16 protein-coding genes are annotated in these 16,016 nt (G+C 61.1%); 11 read left to right on the top strand and 5 right to left on the bottom strand.

Going from position 1 to position 16,016, the window contains the following annotated elements; genetic code table 11:
• Positions 1 to 140 precede the first annotated feature (140 nt).
• The 4 genes from IM739_RS03575 to dnaJ all read left to right on the top strand — a co-directional run bounded on the left by IM739_RS03575 (position 141) and on the right by dnaJ (position 6,204).
• Positions 141 to 2,375 (top strand): transglycosylase domain-containing protein, encoded by a 2,235-nt coding sequence (locus IM739_RS03575; protein ID WP_237369857.1) that lies wholly within the window; start codon positions 141 to 143, stop codon positions 2,373 to 2,375.
• A 295-nt stretch (positions 2,376 to 2,670) separates the two neighbouring features.
• Complete coding sequence (gene dnaK, locus IM739_RS03570) at positions 2,671 to 4,584, top strand: molecular chaperone DnaK (RefSeq protein WP_237369856.1); 1,914 nt, start codon at positions 2,671 to 2,673, stop codon at positions 4,582 to 4,584.
• Positions 4,584 to 5,057: a hypothetical protein gene (locus tag IM739_RS03565; protein WP_237369855.1), complete on the top strand. Its 474-nt coding sequence runs from the start codon at positions 4,584 to 4,586 to the stop codon at positions 5,055 to 5,057. Before dnaK ends, IM739_RS03565 begins: the two co-directional genes overlap by 1 nt.
• Positions 5,058 to 5,061: 4 nt before the next feature.
• Positions 5,062 to 6,204 carry a molecular chaperone DnaJ gene (gene dnaJ, locus IM739_RS03560; protein ID WP_237369854.1) on the top strand — a complete coding sequence of 381 codons (1,143 nt, stop codon included), beginning with the start codon at positions 5,062 to 5,064 and terminating at the stop codon, positions 6,202 to 6,204.
• 164 nt (positions 6,205 to 6,368) lie between these two features.
• Here the strand turns inward: dnaJ and IM739_RS03555 are convergent, their stop codons facing one another.
• The gene (locus tag IM739_RS03555; RefSeq protein ID WP_237369853.1) at positions 6,369 to 6,578 is read right to left on the bottom strand and encodes a SlyX family protein; all 210 of its coding nucleotides are present in this window, start codon (positions 6,576 to 6,578) and stop codon (positions 6,369 to 6,371) included.
• A gap of 70 nt (positions 6,579 to 6,648) precedes the next feature.
• Positions 6,649 to 6,936 (bottom strand): hypothetical protein, encoded by a 288-nt coding sequence (locus IM739_RS03550; protein ID WP_237369852.1) that lies wholly within the window; start codon positions 6,934 to 6,936, stop codon positions 6,649 to 6,651.
• Positions 6,937 to 7,100: 164 nt separating this feature from the next.
• On the opposite strand from IM739_RS03550, the gene recF reads away from it, so the two are divergent.
• Genes recF through IM739_RS03535 form a run of 3 tightly spaced genes read left to right on the top strand, consistent with a single transcriptional unit; the run spans position 7,101 to position 9,534 of the window.
• A complete protein-coding gene (recF, locus tag IM739_RS03545; protein ID WP_237369851.1) occupies positions 7,101 to 8,231 on the top strand; it encodes a DNA replication/repair protein RecF in 1,131 nt (376 codons plus the stop codon).
• 41 nt (positions 8,232 to 8,272) lie between these two features.
• Positions 8,273 to 9,034, top strand: coding sequence for a molybdopterin-synthase adenylyltransferase MoeB (locus IM739_RS03540; protein ID WP_237369850.1), 762 nt, complete (start codon positions 8,273 to 8,275; stop codon positions 9,032 to 9,034).
• 26 nt (positions 9,035 to 9,060) lie between these two features.
• Positions 9,061 to 9,534 (top strand): GNAT family N-acetyltransferase, encoded by a 474-nt coding sequence (locus IM739_RS03535; protein ID WP_237370967.1) that lies wholly within the window; start codon positions 9,061 to 9,063, stop codon positions 9,532 to 9,534.
• Between the two features lie 4 nt (positions 9,535 to 9,538).
• On the opposite strand, the gene IM739_RS03530 is transcribed toward IM739_RS03535, so the two are convergent.
• Positions 9,539 to 10,543, bottom strand: coding sequence for a 2-hydroxyacid dehydrogenase (locus IM739_RS03530; RefSeq protein ID WP_237369849.1), 1,005 nt, complete (start codon positions 10,541 to 10,543; stop codon positions 9,539 to 9,541).
• 192 nt (positions 10,544 to 10,735) lie between these two features.
• Here IM739_RS03530 and IM739_RS03525 point away from each other — a divergent pair, with 192 nt between their 5' ends.
• Entirely contained in the window at positions 10,736 to 11,278 is a 543-nt protein-coding gene (locus IM739_RS03525) for an SH3 domain-containing protein (protein WP_237369848.1), read from the top strand.
• Between the two features lie 8 nt (positions 11,279 to 11,286).
• Here the strand turns inward: IM739_RS03525 and IM739_RS03520 are convergent, their stop codons facing one another.
• Complete coding sequence (locus tag IM739_RS03520; RefSeq protein WP_237369847.1) at positions 11,287 to 12,279, bottom strand: adenosine kinase; 993 nt, start codon at positions 12,277 to 12,279, stop codon at positions 11,287 to 11,289.
• Positions 12,280 to 12,633: 354 nt separating this feature from the next.
• Here IM739_RS03520 and IM739_RS03515 point away from each other — a divergent pair, with 354 nt between their 5' ends.
• Positions 12,634 to 13,578 carry an AEC family transporter gene (locus IM739_RS03515; RefSeq protein WP_237369846.1) on the top strand — a complete coding sequence of 315 codons (945 nt, stop codon included), beginning with the start codon at positions 12,634 to 12,636 and terminating at the stop codon, positions 13,576 to 13,578.
• Between the two features lie 85 nt (positions 13,579 to 13,663).
• Here the strand turns inward: IM739_RS03515 and IM739_RS03510 are convergent, their stop codons facing one another.
• Positions 13,664 to 14,224: a c-type cytochrome gene (locus IM739_RS03510; RefSeq protein ID WP_237369845.1), complete on the bottom strand. Its 561-nt coding sequence runs from the start codon at positions 14,222 to 14,224 to the stop codon at positions 13,664 to 13,666.
• 153 nt (positions 14,225 to 14,377) lie between these two features.
• On the opposite strand from IM739_RS03510, the gene IM739_RS03505 reads away from it, so the two are divergent.
• The gene (locus IM739_RS03505; RefSeq protein ID WP_237369844.1) at positions 14,378 to 15,133 is read left to right on the top strand and encodes a 3-deoxy-manno-octulosonate cytidylyltransferase; all 756 of its coding nucleotides are present in this window, start codon (positions 14,378 to 14,380) and stop codon (positions 15,131 to 15,133) included.
• A 66-nt stretch (positions 15,134 to 15,199) separates the two neighbouring features.
• On the top strand, positions 15,200 to 15,997 hold the full coding sequence (locus tag IM739_RS03500) for a prephenate dehydratase (protein ID WP_237370966.1): 798 nt from the start codon (positions 15,200 to 15,202) through the stop codon (positions 15,995 to 15,997).
• The last annotated feature ends 19 nt before the right edge of the window (positions 15,998 to 16,016 follow it).

Genomic DNA, 16,016 nt, shown 5'->3' with positions numbered 1-16,016 from the left:
CCTTAAATCGCCGCATTTAGTGTTCAGATCGGAAGCAGGCTAACCATCGGCGAACAAATCCTGCCCTCGACAATCAACCTGATGCAGGCGCGGTTCCAATGCCGCGGCGTGCGAGACTTATCCGGAGCAGATCGCCCTCGATGGTGACCAGAGGCAAATCCCGCGACCGTGTCGAACCGACTTTCGAGGAAGATCGGGAGGAGGAGGATTTTCGCCTCGACGCCAACGATCGGCTCGGCGGGCGCAGTGGACAGGCGAAATCGGGTACCAAGGGCGCCAAATCCCAGGTGAAAGCGAAGGCAAAATCCTCCGCGCGCGGCCGCAAGGCGAAACCCGCGCCCGGAGGTGGATTTGGCATCGGCAAGCTGATCTACTGGTGCTTCGTTCTATCGATCTGGGGCGGGATCGCCGTCGGCGGCCTCGTCTTCTACTACGGGATGCAGATGCCGAGTGCGAGCAGCTGGTCGATCCCGGAACGCCCGCCTAACATGAAGATTGTCTCGGTCGAGGGAACCGTCATCGCCAATCGCGGCGCGACCGGCGGCGAGGCTCTGCCGCTCGAGGAGATGTCGCCCTATATTCCGCAGGCGGTGATGGCGATCGAGGACAGGCGCTTCTATTCGCATTTCGGCGTGGATCCGCTCGGTCTTGCGCGCGCCGTGGTCAACAACCTGACCGGAAGCGGCAGCCTGCAGGGCGGATCGACGCTCACCCAGCAGTTGGCCAAGAACCTGTTCCTGTCGCCGGAGCGCACGATCGAGCGCAAGGTCCAGGAAGTGCTGCTGTCCTTCTGGCTGGAGCAAAAATTCACCAAGGACCAGATCCTGGCTATGTACCTGAACCGGGTCTATTTCGGTTCGAACGCCTACGGCGTCGAGGCGGCGGCAAGGCGCTATTTCAACAAGTCGGCGCGCGACGTGAACCTTGGCGAGGCAGCCCTTCTGGCCGGACTGCTCAAGGCGCCGTCACGGCTCTCGCCCGCCCGTGATCCTGAAGCCGCGGAGGCGCGCGCCCAGGTGGTCCTCGGGGCGATGCGCGAAGAAGGCTATATTACCGACGATGAGATCAAGACTGCGATGTCGCAATCGCCGACGCGGGCGAAGCGCTACTGGAGCGGCGCAGGGCAGTATGTCGCCGACATGGTCAAGGACGAGGTCACGGGCCTGATCGGCACGGTGACCGAGGATCTGGTGGTCGAGACGACCATCGACATGACACTGGAGAAAAAGGCGGAAGCGGCACTCACCGAGACACTGGCGGCCGATGGCGCCAAGCTCAACGCTTCGCAGGCGGCGCTGGTGTCGATCGATGGCACCGGCGCGATCCGCGCGCTGGTTGGCGGGCGCGACTATGCAGAGAGCCAGTTCAACCGCGCGGTCAAAGCCAAACGCCAGCCGGGTTCGGCATTCAAGCCCTTCGTCTACGCGGCCGCCATGGAAATCGGCCTGCGGCCGGATTCGATCCGTAACGACGCGCCGATCCGGATCGGCGCTTGGACGCCGGAAAACTACGACCAGAAGTTTCGCGGTCCCGTCACGTTGACCCAGGCGATGGAGGATTCGCTGAACACGATTGCCGCGCAGATGGTGATGGAGGTTGGTCCCGAGCAGGTGATCAAGCTCGCACACCGGATGGGGATCGATTCGGATCTGCAGAACAATGCCTCGATCGCGCTCGGAACATCGGAAGTCTCGCTGCTCGAGCTGACGGCCGCCTATGCGCCTTTCATGAACGGCGGCTACAAGGCGACGCCGCATGTGATCCGGCGCATCCTGAAGACCGATGGCACGGTGATCTACGAAAACAACTATCTCGAGCCGCCGCGCGTACTTGGCGAAGGCGTCGTCTCTTCGATGAACAAGATGATGATGGGCGTGATCAACAACGGCACCGGCCGCAAAGCACGCCTGAAGGGCTGGGAGGCCGCCGGCAAAAGCGGCACGACGCAGTCTTTTCGCGATGCGCTGTTCGTCGGCTATACCAGCAACCTGACTACCGGCGTCTGGTTCGGCAACGACGATGGCCAGTCGATGAAGAAAGTCACCGGCGGTGGGCTTCCGGCCGTGGCCTGGCATGAGTTCATGAGTGCGGCCCACCAGGGGCTTTCTCCGGCGCCCTTGCCTGGCGGCGACTATTACGAGCCGGCACCGGAGCAAGAGGACATGACGATCGGCACGATCATATCCGATGTGTTCACGGGTGGTGCCGAGGAGCGTTATCCCGTGCAACCCGAGGCACCTACGCCGCCGGACGGAGCAGAACCCGGAATGGCCGGCGCCACCGGCCCGGTTCCGCCGGGCGACGTCGGGCCGGCACAGTCGGCAGGCGGCGAGCGGCGTCGAACCACCCTGCTCGACCTCATTCTGGGGCAATGATTTTTAGCCAAACGGCGCAGTTCCCCGGCCGGCATGCCAGACGCAAGCCTTCATCTCTACGAAATCTGCTTGGCAAAGCGGGATCGGCATCCCATTTCTGGTGGAGAAAGCCGCCGCCAATCTGTTCTATTTACTGGATTACAGCGGAATTCCAGCCTTGCAGTCCGAAAAACTGCTTCTTATATACGCGACATAACCGCAGCGTGGCTGCGAACATCACAGACCGTCCACGTCGAGGGGCTGTCAGGGAATGCCTGATCGGGGTTCCGACAGCCTGCTTCAAGGAGAGAATGAAATGGCTAAAGTAATCGGTATCGACCTTGGAACGACCAACTCCTGCGTCTCCGTCATGGACGGCAAGGATGCAAAGGTCATCGAGAATTCCGAAGGCGCACGCACCACGCCGTCGATGGTGGCATTTTCCGACGATGGCGAACGCCTTGTCGGCCAGCCGGCCAAGCGCCAGGCGGTCACCAACCCGACCAACACACTGTTTGCCGTCAAGCGCCTGATCGGCCGTCGCTACGAAGACCCGACCGTCGAGAAGGACAAGGGCCTCGTGCCGTTCCATATCGTCAAGGGCGACAATGGCGATGCATGGGTCGAAGCCCAGGGCAAGGGCTATTCGCCCTCGCAGATCTCGGCCATGATCCTGCAGAAGATGAAGGAAACGGCAGAAGCCTATCTCGGCGAAAAGGTCGAAAAGGCAGTCATCACCGTTCCGGCCTACTTCAACGACGCCCAGCGCCAGGCAACCAAGGATGCCGGCCGCATCGCGGGTCTCGAAGTGCTGCGCATCATCAACGAGCCGACCGCTGCTGCCCTCGCCTATGGCATGGACAAGCGCGAAGGCAAGACGATCGCCGTCTATGACCTGGGTGGCGGCACCTTCGATATCTCCGTTCTCGAAATCGGCGATGGCGTCTTCGAAGTGAAGTCGACCAACGGCGACACCTTCCTCGGCGGTGAAGACTTCGACATGCGTCTGGTCGAGTATCTCGCAGGCGAATTCAAGAAGGACCAGGGCATCGACCTGAAGGGCGACAAGCTGGCCCTGCAGCGCCTGAAGGAAGCCGCAGAAAAGGCCAAGATCGAGCTGTCCTCTTCGCAGCAGACGGAAATCAACCTGCCGTTCATCACGGCGGATGCGACCGGTCCGAAGCACCTGACGATGAAGCTGACCCGCGCCAAGTTCGAAAGCCTGGTCGACGATCTCATCCAGCGCACCGTCGCACCCTGCAAAGCCGCGTTGAAGGATGCTGGCGTCACGGCTGCCGAAATCGAGGAAGTGGTTCTCGTCGGCGGCATGAGCCGCATGCCGAAGGTCCAGGAAATCGTCAAGCAGCTGTTCGGCAAAGAGCCGCACAAGGGCGTTAACCCGGATGAAGTCGTTGCCATGGGCGCGGCCATCCAGGCCGGCGTTCTGCAGGGCGACGTCAAGGACGTCCTGCTTCTCGACGTGACCCCGCTGTCGCTCGGTATCGAAACGCTCGGTGGCGTCTTCACCCGTCTGATCGATCGCAACACGACGATCCCTACAAAGAAGAGCCAGACCTTCTCGACCGCCGAAGACAGCCAGTCGGCCGTGACCATCCGCGTCAGCCAGGGCGAGCGCGAAATGGCCCAGGACAACAAGCTGCTTGGCCAGTTCGACCTCGTCGGCCTGCCGCCGGCACCGCGTGGCGTTCCGCAGATCGAAGTGACCTTCGACATCGATGCCAACGGCATCGTGCAGGTTTCGGCCAAGGACAAGGGCACCGGCAAGGAACAGCAGATCCGTATCCAGGCTTCTGGTGGTCTGTCTGACGCCGACATCGAAAAGATGGTGAAGGACGCAGAGGCGAATGCCGAGGCCGACAAGCAGCGCCGCGCCGTCGTCGAAGCCAAGAACAGCGCCGAAAGCCTGATCCACTCGACCGAAAAGTCGGTCAGTGAATTTGGCGACAAGGTTTCCGAGACCGATCGCAAGGCGATCGAGGATGCGATTGCTGCCCTGAAGGGCTCACTCGAAGTTTCCGAACCTTCGGCGGACGACATTCAGGCCAAGACGCAGACGCTCATGGAAGTTTCCATGAAGCTCGGCCAGGCCATCTATGAAGCCCAGCAGGCTGAAGGTGGCGCCGGCAATGCCGACAATGGCCCGGATAGCGATATCGTTGATGCCGACTATGAAGAAGTGAAGGACGAAGACGCGAAGAAGTCCGCCTAATGCGGGCCTCGAAGCGGCGTTTGTCTCCAACGTGGCTGGCCTTCGGGCCAGCCGCATTTTCTTTGATCGTCGCGACGGGTGCCGTACAGGCACAGGACAAGGCTCAGCTCGGTGCCGTTCACCGGCAGGTGAGCGCGGCTGAGTCGAGCATTGCCAAGGCCATCGCTGCAGGTGACAGCAACAGTCTGTTCCGCATCGGCAACGAACTCGGACGGATCATCGAAGCAGCCCTGGAGAGACGCGAAAGCGGGGGTGAGGTTTCGGCCTGCGACATGGCGGCTCATTCCCTGGCCTTCGCCGCAGTCTCAGCATCCGACGGGCTCGCCAGCAAGGGCGAACCGCGCAAGGCGCTGCTGGACGACGCCGTTTCCGCTTCATCCGATTTCCGGAAAGACATGCTGACTTGCGACAAGCAGGCAGGCAAGAAAACTGGCAGCCACACCAGCGTGGAGAAAGCTTTGAGAGCTCTGTAATATCATGGCAAAAGCAGATTTCTACGAGACCCTAGGGGTCGGCCGGACCGCAGACGAGAAGGAGCTGAAAAGCGCCTTCCGCAAGCTTGCGATGGTCTACCATCCCGACAAGAACCCCGAAGACAAGGATGCCGAGCGCAAGTTCAAGGAGATCAACGAGGCCTACGAGACCTTGAAGGATCCCCAGAAGCGCGCAGCCTATGATCGGTTCGGCCATGCCGCTTTCGAAAACGGCGGCGGTGGTGGTGGCGCTGGCGGCTTTGCCGGCGGCGGCGGTTTCTCGGATATTTTCGAGGATATCTTCGGCGAGATGATGGGTGGCGCCCGCGGTGGACGCGCCCGGTCCACCAATGGACGCGAGCGCGGTGCAGACCTGCGCTACAACATGGAAATCTCGCTGGAAGAGGCGTTTACCGGCAAGACCGCACAGATCCGGGTTCCAACCTCGATCACCTGCGAAGTCTGTACCGGCAGTGGCGCCAAGCCCGGCACCAAGCCGACAACCTGTGCGACCTGTCAGGGTTCCGGCCGCATTCGTGCCGCACAAGGCTTCTTCTCGATCGAGAGGACCTGCCCGACCTGTCATGGACGGGGCCAGACCATCTCGGACCCATGCAGCAAGTGCAATGGCCAGGGCCGCGTGACGGAAGAGCGTTCGCTGTCGGTCAACATTCCGTCGGGCATCGAGGACGGCACACGCATTCGCCTGCAGGGTGAAGGCGAAGCCGGCCTCAGAGGCGGGCCGTCAGGCGACCTCTACATATTCCTGTCGGTCAGGCCGCATGAATTCTTCCAGCGCGACGGGGCTGACCTCTATTGCTCGGTGCCGATCTCGATGACGACGGCGGCCCTTGGCGGCACGTTCGATGTCGCGACGCTGGACGGGACGAAGTCGCGGGTCACCGTGCCGGAAGGCACACAGCCGGGCAAGCAGTTCCGCCTCAAGGGCAAGGGCATGCCGGTGCTGCGGTCAACGCAGACGGGTGATCTCTATATCCAGATCCAGATCGAGACGCCGCAGAAGCTTTCCAAGCGCCAGCGCGAGTTGCTGCAGGAGTTCGAGCAGCTGTCCTCGAAGGAAAACAATCCGGAATCGACCGGTTTCTTTTCCCGCATGAAGGATTTCTTCGACACGCTAAGCGACTGACGCCGGGCGTGTCGCCGGTTCCAAGACAAGGCGGGTCGGATTTCATCCGGCCCGTTTTTTTGTCGTCATTTCCGAGATAGTCAGGATGCGGATGTGGCCTCGTGCTGCTTTCGCCGATCGCATCCGCAGTCGTCGAGGGACTCGACACACCGGATGGGCGTGGATCAATAGTGCGGTGGCCGCGTAATCGCCGGAGCGTCGAGCGATTGCTCCTCGATATTCGAGAAGCGTTCCGATAACCGCTCAAGTTTGGTTCGGGTCTGATCGACCACTTTCCACTGCTCGGCAAGCTGATCGGAGAGATCATCGATCACGCGTGCCTGGTGGGCCAGCATCTCCTCCAGCCGCATGATGCGTTCGTCCTGGTCGCTCATGGCTTTCTCCGCCGACTGTTTGAATTCCGGCTTCATGCCGAAAGAATGCCGGAGCGTCAAACCGCAGGTGTCATCTTTGCTTCTTTTTCTTATAGGGCATCAACATGACGGCCGATGCTGTCACGGCCGCCGCGAAAGTCAGCGCGAGGGGCACGGTCATCATCAGAGCTGGCAGGACCGGGTGACTGGCGCGTGCGAGTGACGTGCCGACACCTCCGAGATCAAGCCACAGGATCGCACATGCGGTCGCAAGTCCCAGCATTGCGCCAAAACATGCATTGAGCGCCAGGAAGCGCAGCATTTCCCAATGGTCGCGGCGTGCCTCTTCGGGCGTCAGTTCATCGGAATCCGGCTTCATCGCGGAATGCTCCTCGCCGTTCAAGTTGATCCACTTTACGGCAATACGGGCATCCTGCCATGTCGCACGACGTCGCACAGCCCGGATGGAAACGATAAACCTTTGCAGCTCCCTTGCCATGACGCCTGGTTCGGCCTAGCTCAGGGCAACAGCGAATCCGACCGATGATCCAGAAGACCCATATTCAACGACTGAAGCTGAGCGACTTTCGCAATTATGCGCAGGCTTCCCTGAGCCTCGGCGGACGGCACGTCGTGCTGATCGGCGAAAACGGTGCGGGCAAGACAAACCTGATGGAAGCCGTTTCCTTCCTCTCGCCCGGTCGCGGGTTGAGACGTGCGGTACTTTCCGATATCGCTCGGGTCGGGGCCCCGGCGGGCTTCTCGATCTTCGCCGAAATCGAAGGAATGGCGGGCGAGGTTCAGATCGGAACCGGCACCGAAGGTGGCGGCGACGACGAAGGGCTCGTTCGTCGGCTGAGGATCAACGGCACTCCGGTCAAGTCGGTCGATGAACTGACGGATCACCTGCGCGTCCTCTGGCTGACGCCGGCCATGGATGGGCTTTTCACCGGACCGTCAGCCGACCGGCGACGTTTCCTCGACCGGCTGGTGCTTTCGCTCGATCCGGCTCATGGACGACGCGCGAGCGATTTCGAACGCGCCATGCGCAGTCGCAACAAGCTGCTGTCCGACGGACGCTTCGACCCCTCCTGGCTGTCGGGCATCGAACAGCAGATGGCGGCACTGGGCGTCGCCATGGCGGCAGCGCGACGGGAAATGCTGGGACTGCTGGCAGGGTTGATCGAGGGAGATCGGCAGACATCGAGCTTTCCCTCGGCCCAGCTTGCGCTCAGCGGTTTCCTGGACGATGCAGCCGACAGACCAGCCTACGAACTGGAGGATCGCTACATCCAGATGCTGGCTTCGTCGCGCCACAGGGATGCGGCGGCCGGGCGGACTTTGGATGGTCCGCATCGCGTCGATCTGCAGATCCGCCATATCGAGAAGGACATGAATGCGGAACGCTGTTCGACGGGGGAGCAGAAGGCACTGCTGATCGGGCTGGTGCTTGCGCATGCGCGGCTTGTCGGAACGATGACCGGTTTTGCTCCGGTTCTGCTGCTCGACGAGATTGCCGCACATCTGGACGAAGGCCGGCGGGCCGCACTGTTCGACCGGATCGACGCGCTGGGCGGACAGGCCTTCATGACAGGCACCGACAAGTCGATGTTTTCCGCACTCGGCGATCGTGCCGAAATCATTGCCGTACAGGACGGTCGTCTGGATGCCTGAGCGCTCTTCCCCGCCCGTCTCACCCATGGCATGATTACAGGATGGATCCGCTGCTTCCCGAAGAACTTTCCCGTTATCAACGCCATATCCTGCTGCCTGAAATCGGCGGCCATGGCCAGCAAATGCTGAAATCCGCCCGCGTACTGGTGATTGGCGCCGGCGGACTGGGCGCGCCCGTGCTGCAATATCTGGCGGCTGCGGGCGTCGGCACGATCGGGATTGTCGATGACGACGGCGTCTCGCTCTCCAACCTGCAACGGCAGGTGATCCACGATACCGGTACGATCGGCGAGAAGAAGACCGAGAGTGCTGCGCGCGCCATCGCCCGGCTCAATCCGCATTGCCGGGTGGTGCAACACGAAGCGCGCTTCGACGCTCACTTCGCCCACGACCATCTGGGACGCTTCGACCTGCTGATCGACGGATCGGACAATTTTGCGACGCGCTACGCCGCAGCGGACGCGGCCGAGATGCGCGCCATTCCGCTGGTGACGGGGGCAGTCGGCCGCTTCGATGGCTCAGTCACGGTATTGGCGCCGCACCTGAGCGACGCCGAAGGGCGACAGAACCCGCGTTACCGCGACCTCTTTCCCGAAGCGCCGCCGGAAGGCCTGGTTCCGGCCTGCGCCGAAGCCGGGATCATCGGTGCCCTCACCGGCGTGATCGGCACGCTGATGGCCATGGAGGCGATCAAGCTGATCACCGGTACCGGCGAGCCGCTGATCGGGCGCCTGCTGCTCTACGATGCGCTGACGGCGAAATTCGATACGATCCGCTACCGCCGCCGGGAGGCGCGCGCTTGAGCGGGAGCCAGGTTGAGAGCGGGCGCATTGAAATCCGGCGTATCGGCGAAACGGGTTACAGTGACTATGGTGCGCTGCTCGAGCTGATCGTCAGGTCGTTTGCCTATATGGACGGCGTGATCGATCCTCCGTCTTCGGCGCATCGCTTGAACCTCGACGGGCTGACGCAGAAGGCCGTGGACGAGATTGGACTGGCCGCGTTCGCCGAAGACAAGCTTGTCGGATGCGTTTTCGTCAAACCGGAAGCGAGGGCACTCTATATCGGCAAACTCGCTGTGGCCCCAGACATGCAAGGTCACGGCATCGGATACCGGCTGCTGACCGAGGCCGAAACAATCGCCAGACATCTCGGACGCGACATGCTGCGACTGGAGACGCGTGTCGAACTCACCGGCAACCACCAACGTTTTTCCGCATGGGGATTCGTCAAGACGACCGAAAATTGCCATCCGGGCTTCACCCGGACGACCTCGATCGAAATGTGCAAACGGCTGGCCTGAACGATCAGGGACGATTGGGCAGGACCCTGTTCGGTGGACGATGGCCATCGAAATAGGTGCGGATGTTGATGATCACCTTGTCGCCCATATCGATCCGGCCCTCGATCGTGGCCGAGCCTGTATGTGGCAGCAGCACCACCTTGCCCTCATTGGCGAGCTTGACCAGTTTCGGATTTACGGCGGGCTCATTTTCGAAAACATCCAGCCCGGCGCCGGCAATCTTGCCGGTCTTCAGGCACTGGATCAAAGCATCCTCGTCGATGATATCGCCACGTGCCGTGTTGACGATGTAGCTCGTCGGCTGCAGCAGCGCCAGACGACGCGCCGACAGCAGATGGAAGGTGGCCGGCGTCGAGGGGCAATTGACCGAAACGATATCGACCCTTGCCAGCATCTGATCGAGGCTGTCCCAATAGGTCGCCTCCAGTTCGTCTTCTGTCTGGGGGCTCACGCGCTTACGGTTGTGATAGTGAATAGACAGACCAAAAGCCTTGGCGCGGCGGGCAACGGCCGTTCCAATGCGCCCCATGCCGATGATGCCAATGCGCTTGCCGGCGATCCGGCGGCCGAGCATCCATGTCGGAGACCAACCGGCCCAGTCGCCCGGCTTGTCCATAAGGACACGTGCGCCCTGAACCAGGCGACGCGGCACGGCAAGGATCAGCGCCATGGTCATGTCGGCGGTGTCTTCGGTCAAGACATTCGGCGTATTGGTGACGGTAATGCCTTTTCGGGCGGCCGCGTCGATATCAATATGATCCGTGCCGTTGGAGAAGCTGGCAATCAGCTTGAGCTGCGGTCCTGCTTCGTCGATCAGGGCGGCATCGATGCGATCCGTGACGGTTGGAACCAGGACGTCGGCGGTTTTCATCGCGGCGATCAACTGATCGCGGCTGCGCGGCGCATCATCGATATTGAGTTCCGCGTCAAAGAGCTCACGCATGCGCGTTTCCACAGCGTCAGGCAATTTACGGGTAATATAGACCTTGGGTCTTTTCCTGTTCGTCATCGGACGGATCAATGCCTTGTTCAGAACTCGTTAACCAAGACGGGGGATACTCCCCCCAAAGAGCAATTTCTAGCAAACCCGCTGGCGAAGACAAACAAAACTCGCTCGCCATTCCGGATTTGTCTCAATGCCTGCCGGAACAGGTTCGGTGTTCGCAAAATGCCCTTCCATCATCGCATAGTCGGATACAGTATGAATCGGAAAGCGCTCCAAATCAGTTTTGCTTCGTGCATCCTGCTCCTGTCGCTGGTGGCTGCGACCGAGAGCGCCGTTGCCCAGGCAATGACCAAGGGATCCAGCGGACTGCCTTTGCCTCGCTTTGTCAGCCTGAAGGCGGAAAAGGTCAATCTGCGGATCGGACCGAGCACCGACTACGCCGTATCCTGGCGCTATCTCAAATCGGGACTGCCGGTCGAAATCATCCGCGAATATGAAAACTGGCGGCAGATCCGCGATGCCGACGGAACCGAAGGCTGGGTGAACCAAACGCTGCTTTCGGGCGAACGCACCGCTGTTGCCGCCCCATGGATGCGCGCCAATGGCGACAATGTCTATGTCATGATGCGGCGCGATTCCATGTCTTCTGCTGCCGTCATTGCGAAACTCGAGCCCGGTGTCGTGCTCAAGATCGACGAGTGCAACGGCAACTGGTGCAAGGCCGAGACCAAGGGGGTTTCCGGCTGGGTGGCGCAGGCGGAAATCTGGGGTGCCTATCCCGGAGAGGCCTTCAAATAAGGCCTGCCCTAAAGCAGGCCCGCGGCGCGCGCACCCTTGTCCAGCGAACTCATCGGGCGCGGGCCGATCTGCTGGATGACGACACCGGCGGCATAGCAGCCCAGGCGGGCGCAATCCTCGAGCGAACGATCCTTGGTATAGCCAAAGAGGAAACCCGAGGCGAAGAGGTCGCCGGCACCGGTCGTATCCAGAAGATTGGTGACCAGAGTTGCGGGGACGCGAATGCGCTGGTCGCCCTTGACCACGACGGCACCATTTTCACCCATGGTGACAGCCGCAAGCTTGCAGTCGGCGGCGATGCGGTCGAGGGCAACGGCGAAATCATCCGTTTCGTAGAGCGACAGGGCTTCCTGCTCATTGGCAAAAACAATATCGACCGTGCCTGAGCGCATCAGATCGAGAAATTCCTCGCGGTAGCGGCCAACGCAAAAGCTGTCGGACAATGTCATCGACATTTCGCGACCATTTTCATGGGCAATGCGGGCGCATTCCAAGATTGCCTGCTTGGCGCGCGGCGGATCCCAGAGATATCCTTCGAAATAGGTCACCTTGGACTGGGCGACAACCTCCGGCTCGACATCTTCCGGGCCAAGCTCGACACAGGCGCCGAGATAGGTGTTCATCGAACGCTCGCCGTCTTCGGTGACGAAAATCATGCTGCGCGCCGTCGGCGGCTGGGTTCCGCGCGGTCTTGTTTCGAAATGCACGCCCTGGGCGCGAATGTCGTGGGTGAAAATCTCACCCAACTGGTCTTCGGCCACCTTGCCGAAATACGCGGCCTTGCCGCCGAAATTGGCGATGCCGGCTGCGGTATTGCCGGCGCTGCCGCCGGATGCCTCGACCGCAGGACCCATCAGGCTGTAGAGCCGTTCGGCACGCTCGGCATCAATCAGGTTCATCGCGCCCTTGGTAATCTCGTTGTCGAGGAGAAAGCGATCATCGCAGCGGGAAATAATGTCGACGATGGCATTACCGACAGTGAGGACGTCGAATCGGCTCATGATGGTCTTGGGCTCCGTTGTCTTGGCAAAACGGTCATAGCCTTTTTTCCCGTGTTTGAAAGGGGCGGCGAGGTTCTTAATGTCATGCGGCTGTTACCTTGCCGGGCTAGGAGATGCATGTGCGGACGGCATAAGCTCCCCAGCGCCGCTCCGAAGAACCATGACAGGTTCCACAACCTGGCCACGCTGACCACGGATGTACTGGCGGCGAGGATGCAGGTCCCGGCTCGACCGGGCGTAAAAGCAGGCATTGCCTGCTTTTTGTCGTTTTGAGCCGAGCCTTCCGAGGCTGGTCGCCGGCGACTTCAGGGTCTAAGAAAAAAGCCCGTCTGTTTTCCGCGAGTCGCCCCTTTCATGTCATCCGTTGCCCAAGACGTTCTGCCCATCTTCATTCTCATTCTGTTCGGCTGGTCGCTGGTGCGGCTGAAGATCCTCAAGGCAGACATCGGAGACGGGCTCGGCGACTTCGTGTTCAGGGTAGCGGTGCCGATGCTGATGTTCCGCACCATCGCCAATGCCGATTTCCATGGCGCATCGCCCTTCCGGTTGTGGATCGCCTATTTTGCCGGGGTGGCGGTCGCCTGGACGCTGGGTCACATCATTGCAACGCGGTTCTTCGGCCGCGATCAGCGCATCGGTGTTCTGGCGGGGCTTTCGGGCGCCTTCGCCAACAATGTCTTCATTGGCCTGCCCCTGGTCGACCGCACGGTCGGTCCGGATGGAATCGTCGCCATGTCGATCCTGCTGGCCGTGCATCTGCCGTTGATGATGATCGCCGGCACCGTTGCGATGGAAAGGGCCGAGCAGAAGACAACGGACCGCCCATCGGAAGGCATTCTGGCCGTTTCGCGTCAGGTCGGAGCAAATCTCATCCGCAACCCGCTGATCATCGGCCTGATGGCGGGACTGGCGCTGCAGATCGTCGGCCTCAAGATGCCACTGATGCTGGACGGCATCGTCGGCCAGGTGGCAGGGATGGCAGCACCTGCGGCCTTGATCTCGCTTGGCATGACGCTGACAAAATATGGCTTGGCGGGCAATGTGCGGATCGCAAGCGTCATGACTGCGATCAAGCTGGTCGTGATGCCGGCAACCGTGTGGCTGGTTGCCACCCTGCTTGGCCTCAGTCCACAGTGGACCGCAGCGCTCGTGCTCACATCGTGCGTGCCGACAGGGATCAACGCCTGGCTGATCGCCAGCCGCTTTGGCGTAGGCCAGGGACTTGCGGCCTCGATCATCACTCAATCGACAGCGATCGGCGTGGTCAGCGTCTCGCTCTGGGCCATGCTGCTTCTCTGAAGCAGGAGACAATCGCAACGCAACTGCCGAACCAAACAAAAATGCCCGGCGCTAGGCCGGGCATGAATGCGGGCAATCTGAAGGATCAGTTGGTCGCCGGCGGCGCAGGCAGCGCGACCGGAGCGTCTGCCATGGTGTGCAGATACATGATCAGGTTGGCGCGCTCTTCATCCTTCTTAATGCCGGCGAAGCCCATGGCGGTGCCCGGGATATGCTTTTTCGGCGCCGTCAGGAAGGCGTTCAGATGATCCCAGGTCCAGAGTTCGGCGCCGCCCTTGGAGAAATCCTTCATGGCAGCCGAATAGCTGAAACCTTCATGCGAGGCGATCGGGCGGTCGACAAGGCCAAAGAGATTCGGGCCAACCTTGTTGGCGCCGCCCTTGTCGACCGTGTGACAGCTCGCGCATTTCTTAAAGACGCCTTCACCGACCGCTGCATCGGCGCTGGCCAGAAGAACCGCGATCGGCACAGCCGCCGCCGCTTCCGGAGCAGCCTCGCCTTCGCCGGATGCTTCGGCCACGATGGCAAAACCTTCCTTCTCAGGATGTTCCGAATGGAAAATCCCTTCCGAGGCGATTGACACAGACATCAGGACGAAGACGGTGCCCAGAAAGGCACCCACGCCCATATTCACGTAAGAATTCATCTGCAAAGCTCCCCATGCAGCCGGCCGATCAGCAACCGAGCGATCTTGAAATCGCGCGGAACCTATGTCTTTTGCATAACACATGCAACACGATTATGGTCCCGCAACTGGGACTTATTGACACTTCTGCGCGGTGATTTGAAGGGGTTAGGCATGAATAAAGACGATAGCGGAAAAACCGTGGTACTAATTCCCGCCCGCATGGCCTCTACCCGCCTTCCCGGCAAGCCTTTGGCGGACATTTGCGGCCTGCCGATGATCGTTCAGGTGGCCAAGCGGGCACAGGAGGCCGATGTCGGACGAATCATCGTTGCGGTGGATGACCAGCGGACGTTCGATGCCGTCGCCGCGGCCGGCTTCGAGGTCGTGATGACGCGTGCCGATCATCAGTCCGGCTCGGACCGCATCTTTGAAGCCTTGAACATCATCGATCCCGACGGCAAAGCCGAGATCGTCATCAATGTGCAGGGCGACCTGCCGACCATCGATCCGCAGACCATCCGCGCCGCCTTGCGGCCGCTGGACAACGACGCCGTCGATATCGCAACGCTGACGGTGGAAATCGAGGACGAGGCTGAAAAGACCAATCCCAACGTCGTCAAAGTGATCGGATCGCCGCTTGGCGATACACGACTGCGGGCCCTGTATTTCACCCGCGCCACAGCACCGCATGGTGCTGGACCGCTCTACCACCATATCGGCCTCTATGCCTATCGCCGACGCGCGCTGGAGCGGTTCGTCTCGCTATCGCCCTCGACGCTGGAAAAGCGCGAATCGCTCGAACAGCTCAGAGCGCTTGAAGCCGGGATGCGCATCGATGTCGAGATCGTGAAGACCGTGCCGCTCGGCGTCGACACGCCGGACGACCTCGAGAAAGCCCGCCGCATTCTTTCGGCCCACTCCATTTAAGGACGCATACCCTTGGCCCCGACCAACAAGATTTCCTTCCAGGGCGACTTTGGCGCCAATTCCGACATGGCCTGCCGGGACATGTTTCCGTCAATGGAGCCGCTGCCCTGCCCGACCTTCGAGGACGCCTTCGTGGCGCTGGAGACCGGCGACGTCGATCTGGCGATGATCCCGATCGAGAACACGCTGGCCGGCCGCGTCGCCGATATCCACTACCTGCTGCCGCTGTCGCGGCTGCATATCATCGGCGAGTATTTCATGCCGATCCGTTTCCAGCTGATGGTCCTGCCAGGGGTGAAGCTCGACGAGATCCGCACCGTGCACAGCCATATCCATGCGCTGGGACAATGCCGCAAGATCATCCGCAGCCATGGCTGGAAGGCGGTGGTCGCGGGCGACACCGCCGGTGCTGCCAAACAGGTGTCGGAGCGGGGGGACCGCAGCATGGCGGCTCTCGCGCCGCGACTGGCGTCGTCGCTCTACGGTCTCGATATCATCGCCGAAAATGTCGAGGATTCCGACAACAACGTGACCCGTTTCGTCGTGCTGTCGCGCGATGAACACGAGCCTAAGCGCAAGAGCGACGACGAGATTTTCATCACCACCTTCGTCTTCAATGTCCGCAACCTGCCGGCGGCGCTCTACAAGGCGATGGGCGGTTTTGCCACCAATGGCGTCAACATGACGAAGCTGGAAAGCTACCAGATCGGCGGCAAATTCATCGCCACGCAGTTCTATGCCGATATCGAAGGACATCCGGACGACGCGCCGGTGAAGCGGGCCCTGGAAGAACTTCGGTTCTTCTCCGAAAAGGTTCGCGTTCTCGGCGTCTACAAGGCGCATGCGATGCGCGGTAAGCTTTGACGCCAGAAGAGACCGGGCG

This window comes from Rhizobium sp. SL42 (genome assembly GCF_021729845.1).
Classification (GTDB): Bacteria; Pseudomonadota; Alphaproteobacteria; order Rhizobiales; family Rhizobiaceae; genus Allorhizobium.
This window is presented reverse-complemented; position numbering and strand designations above follow the sequence as displayed.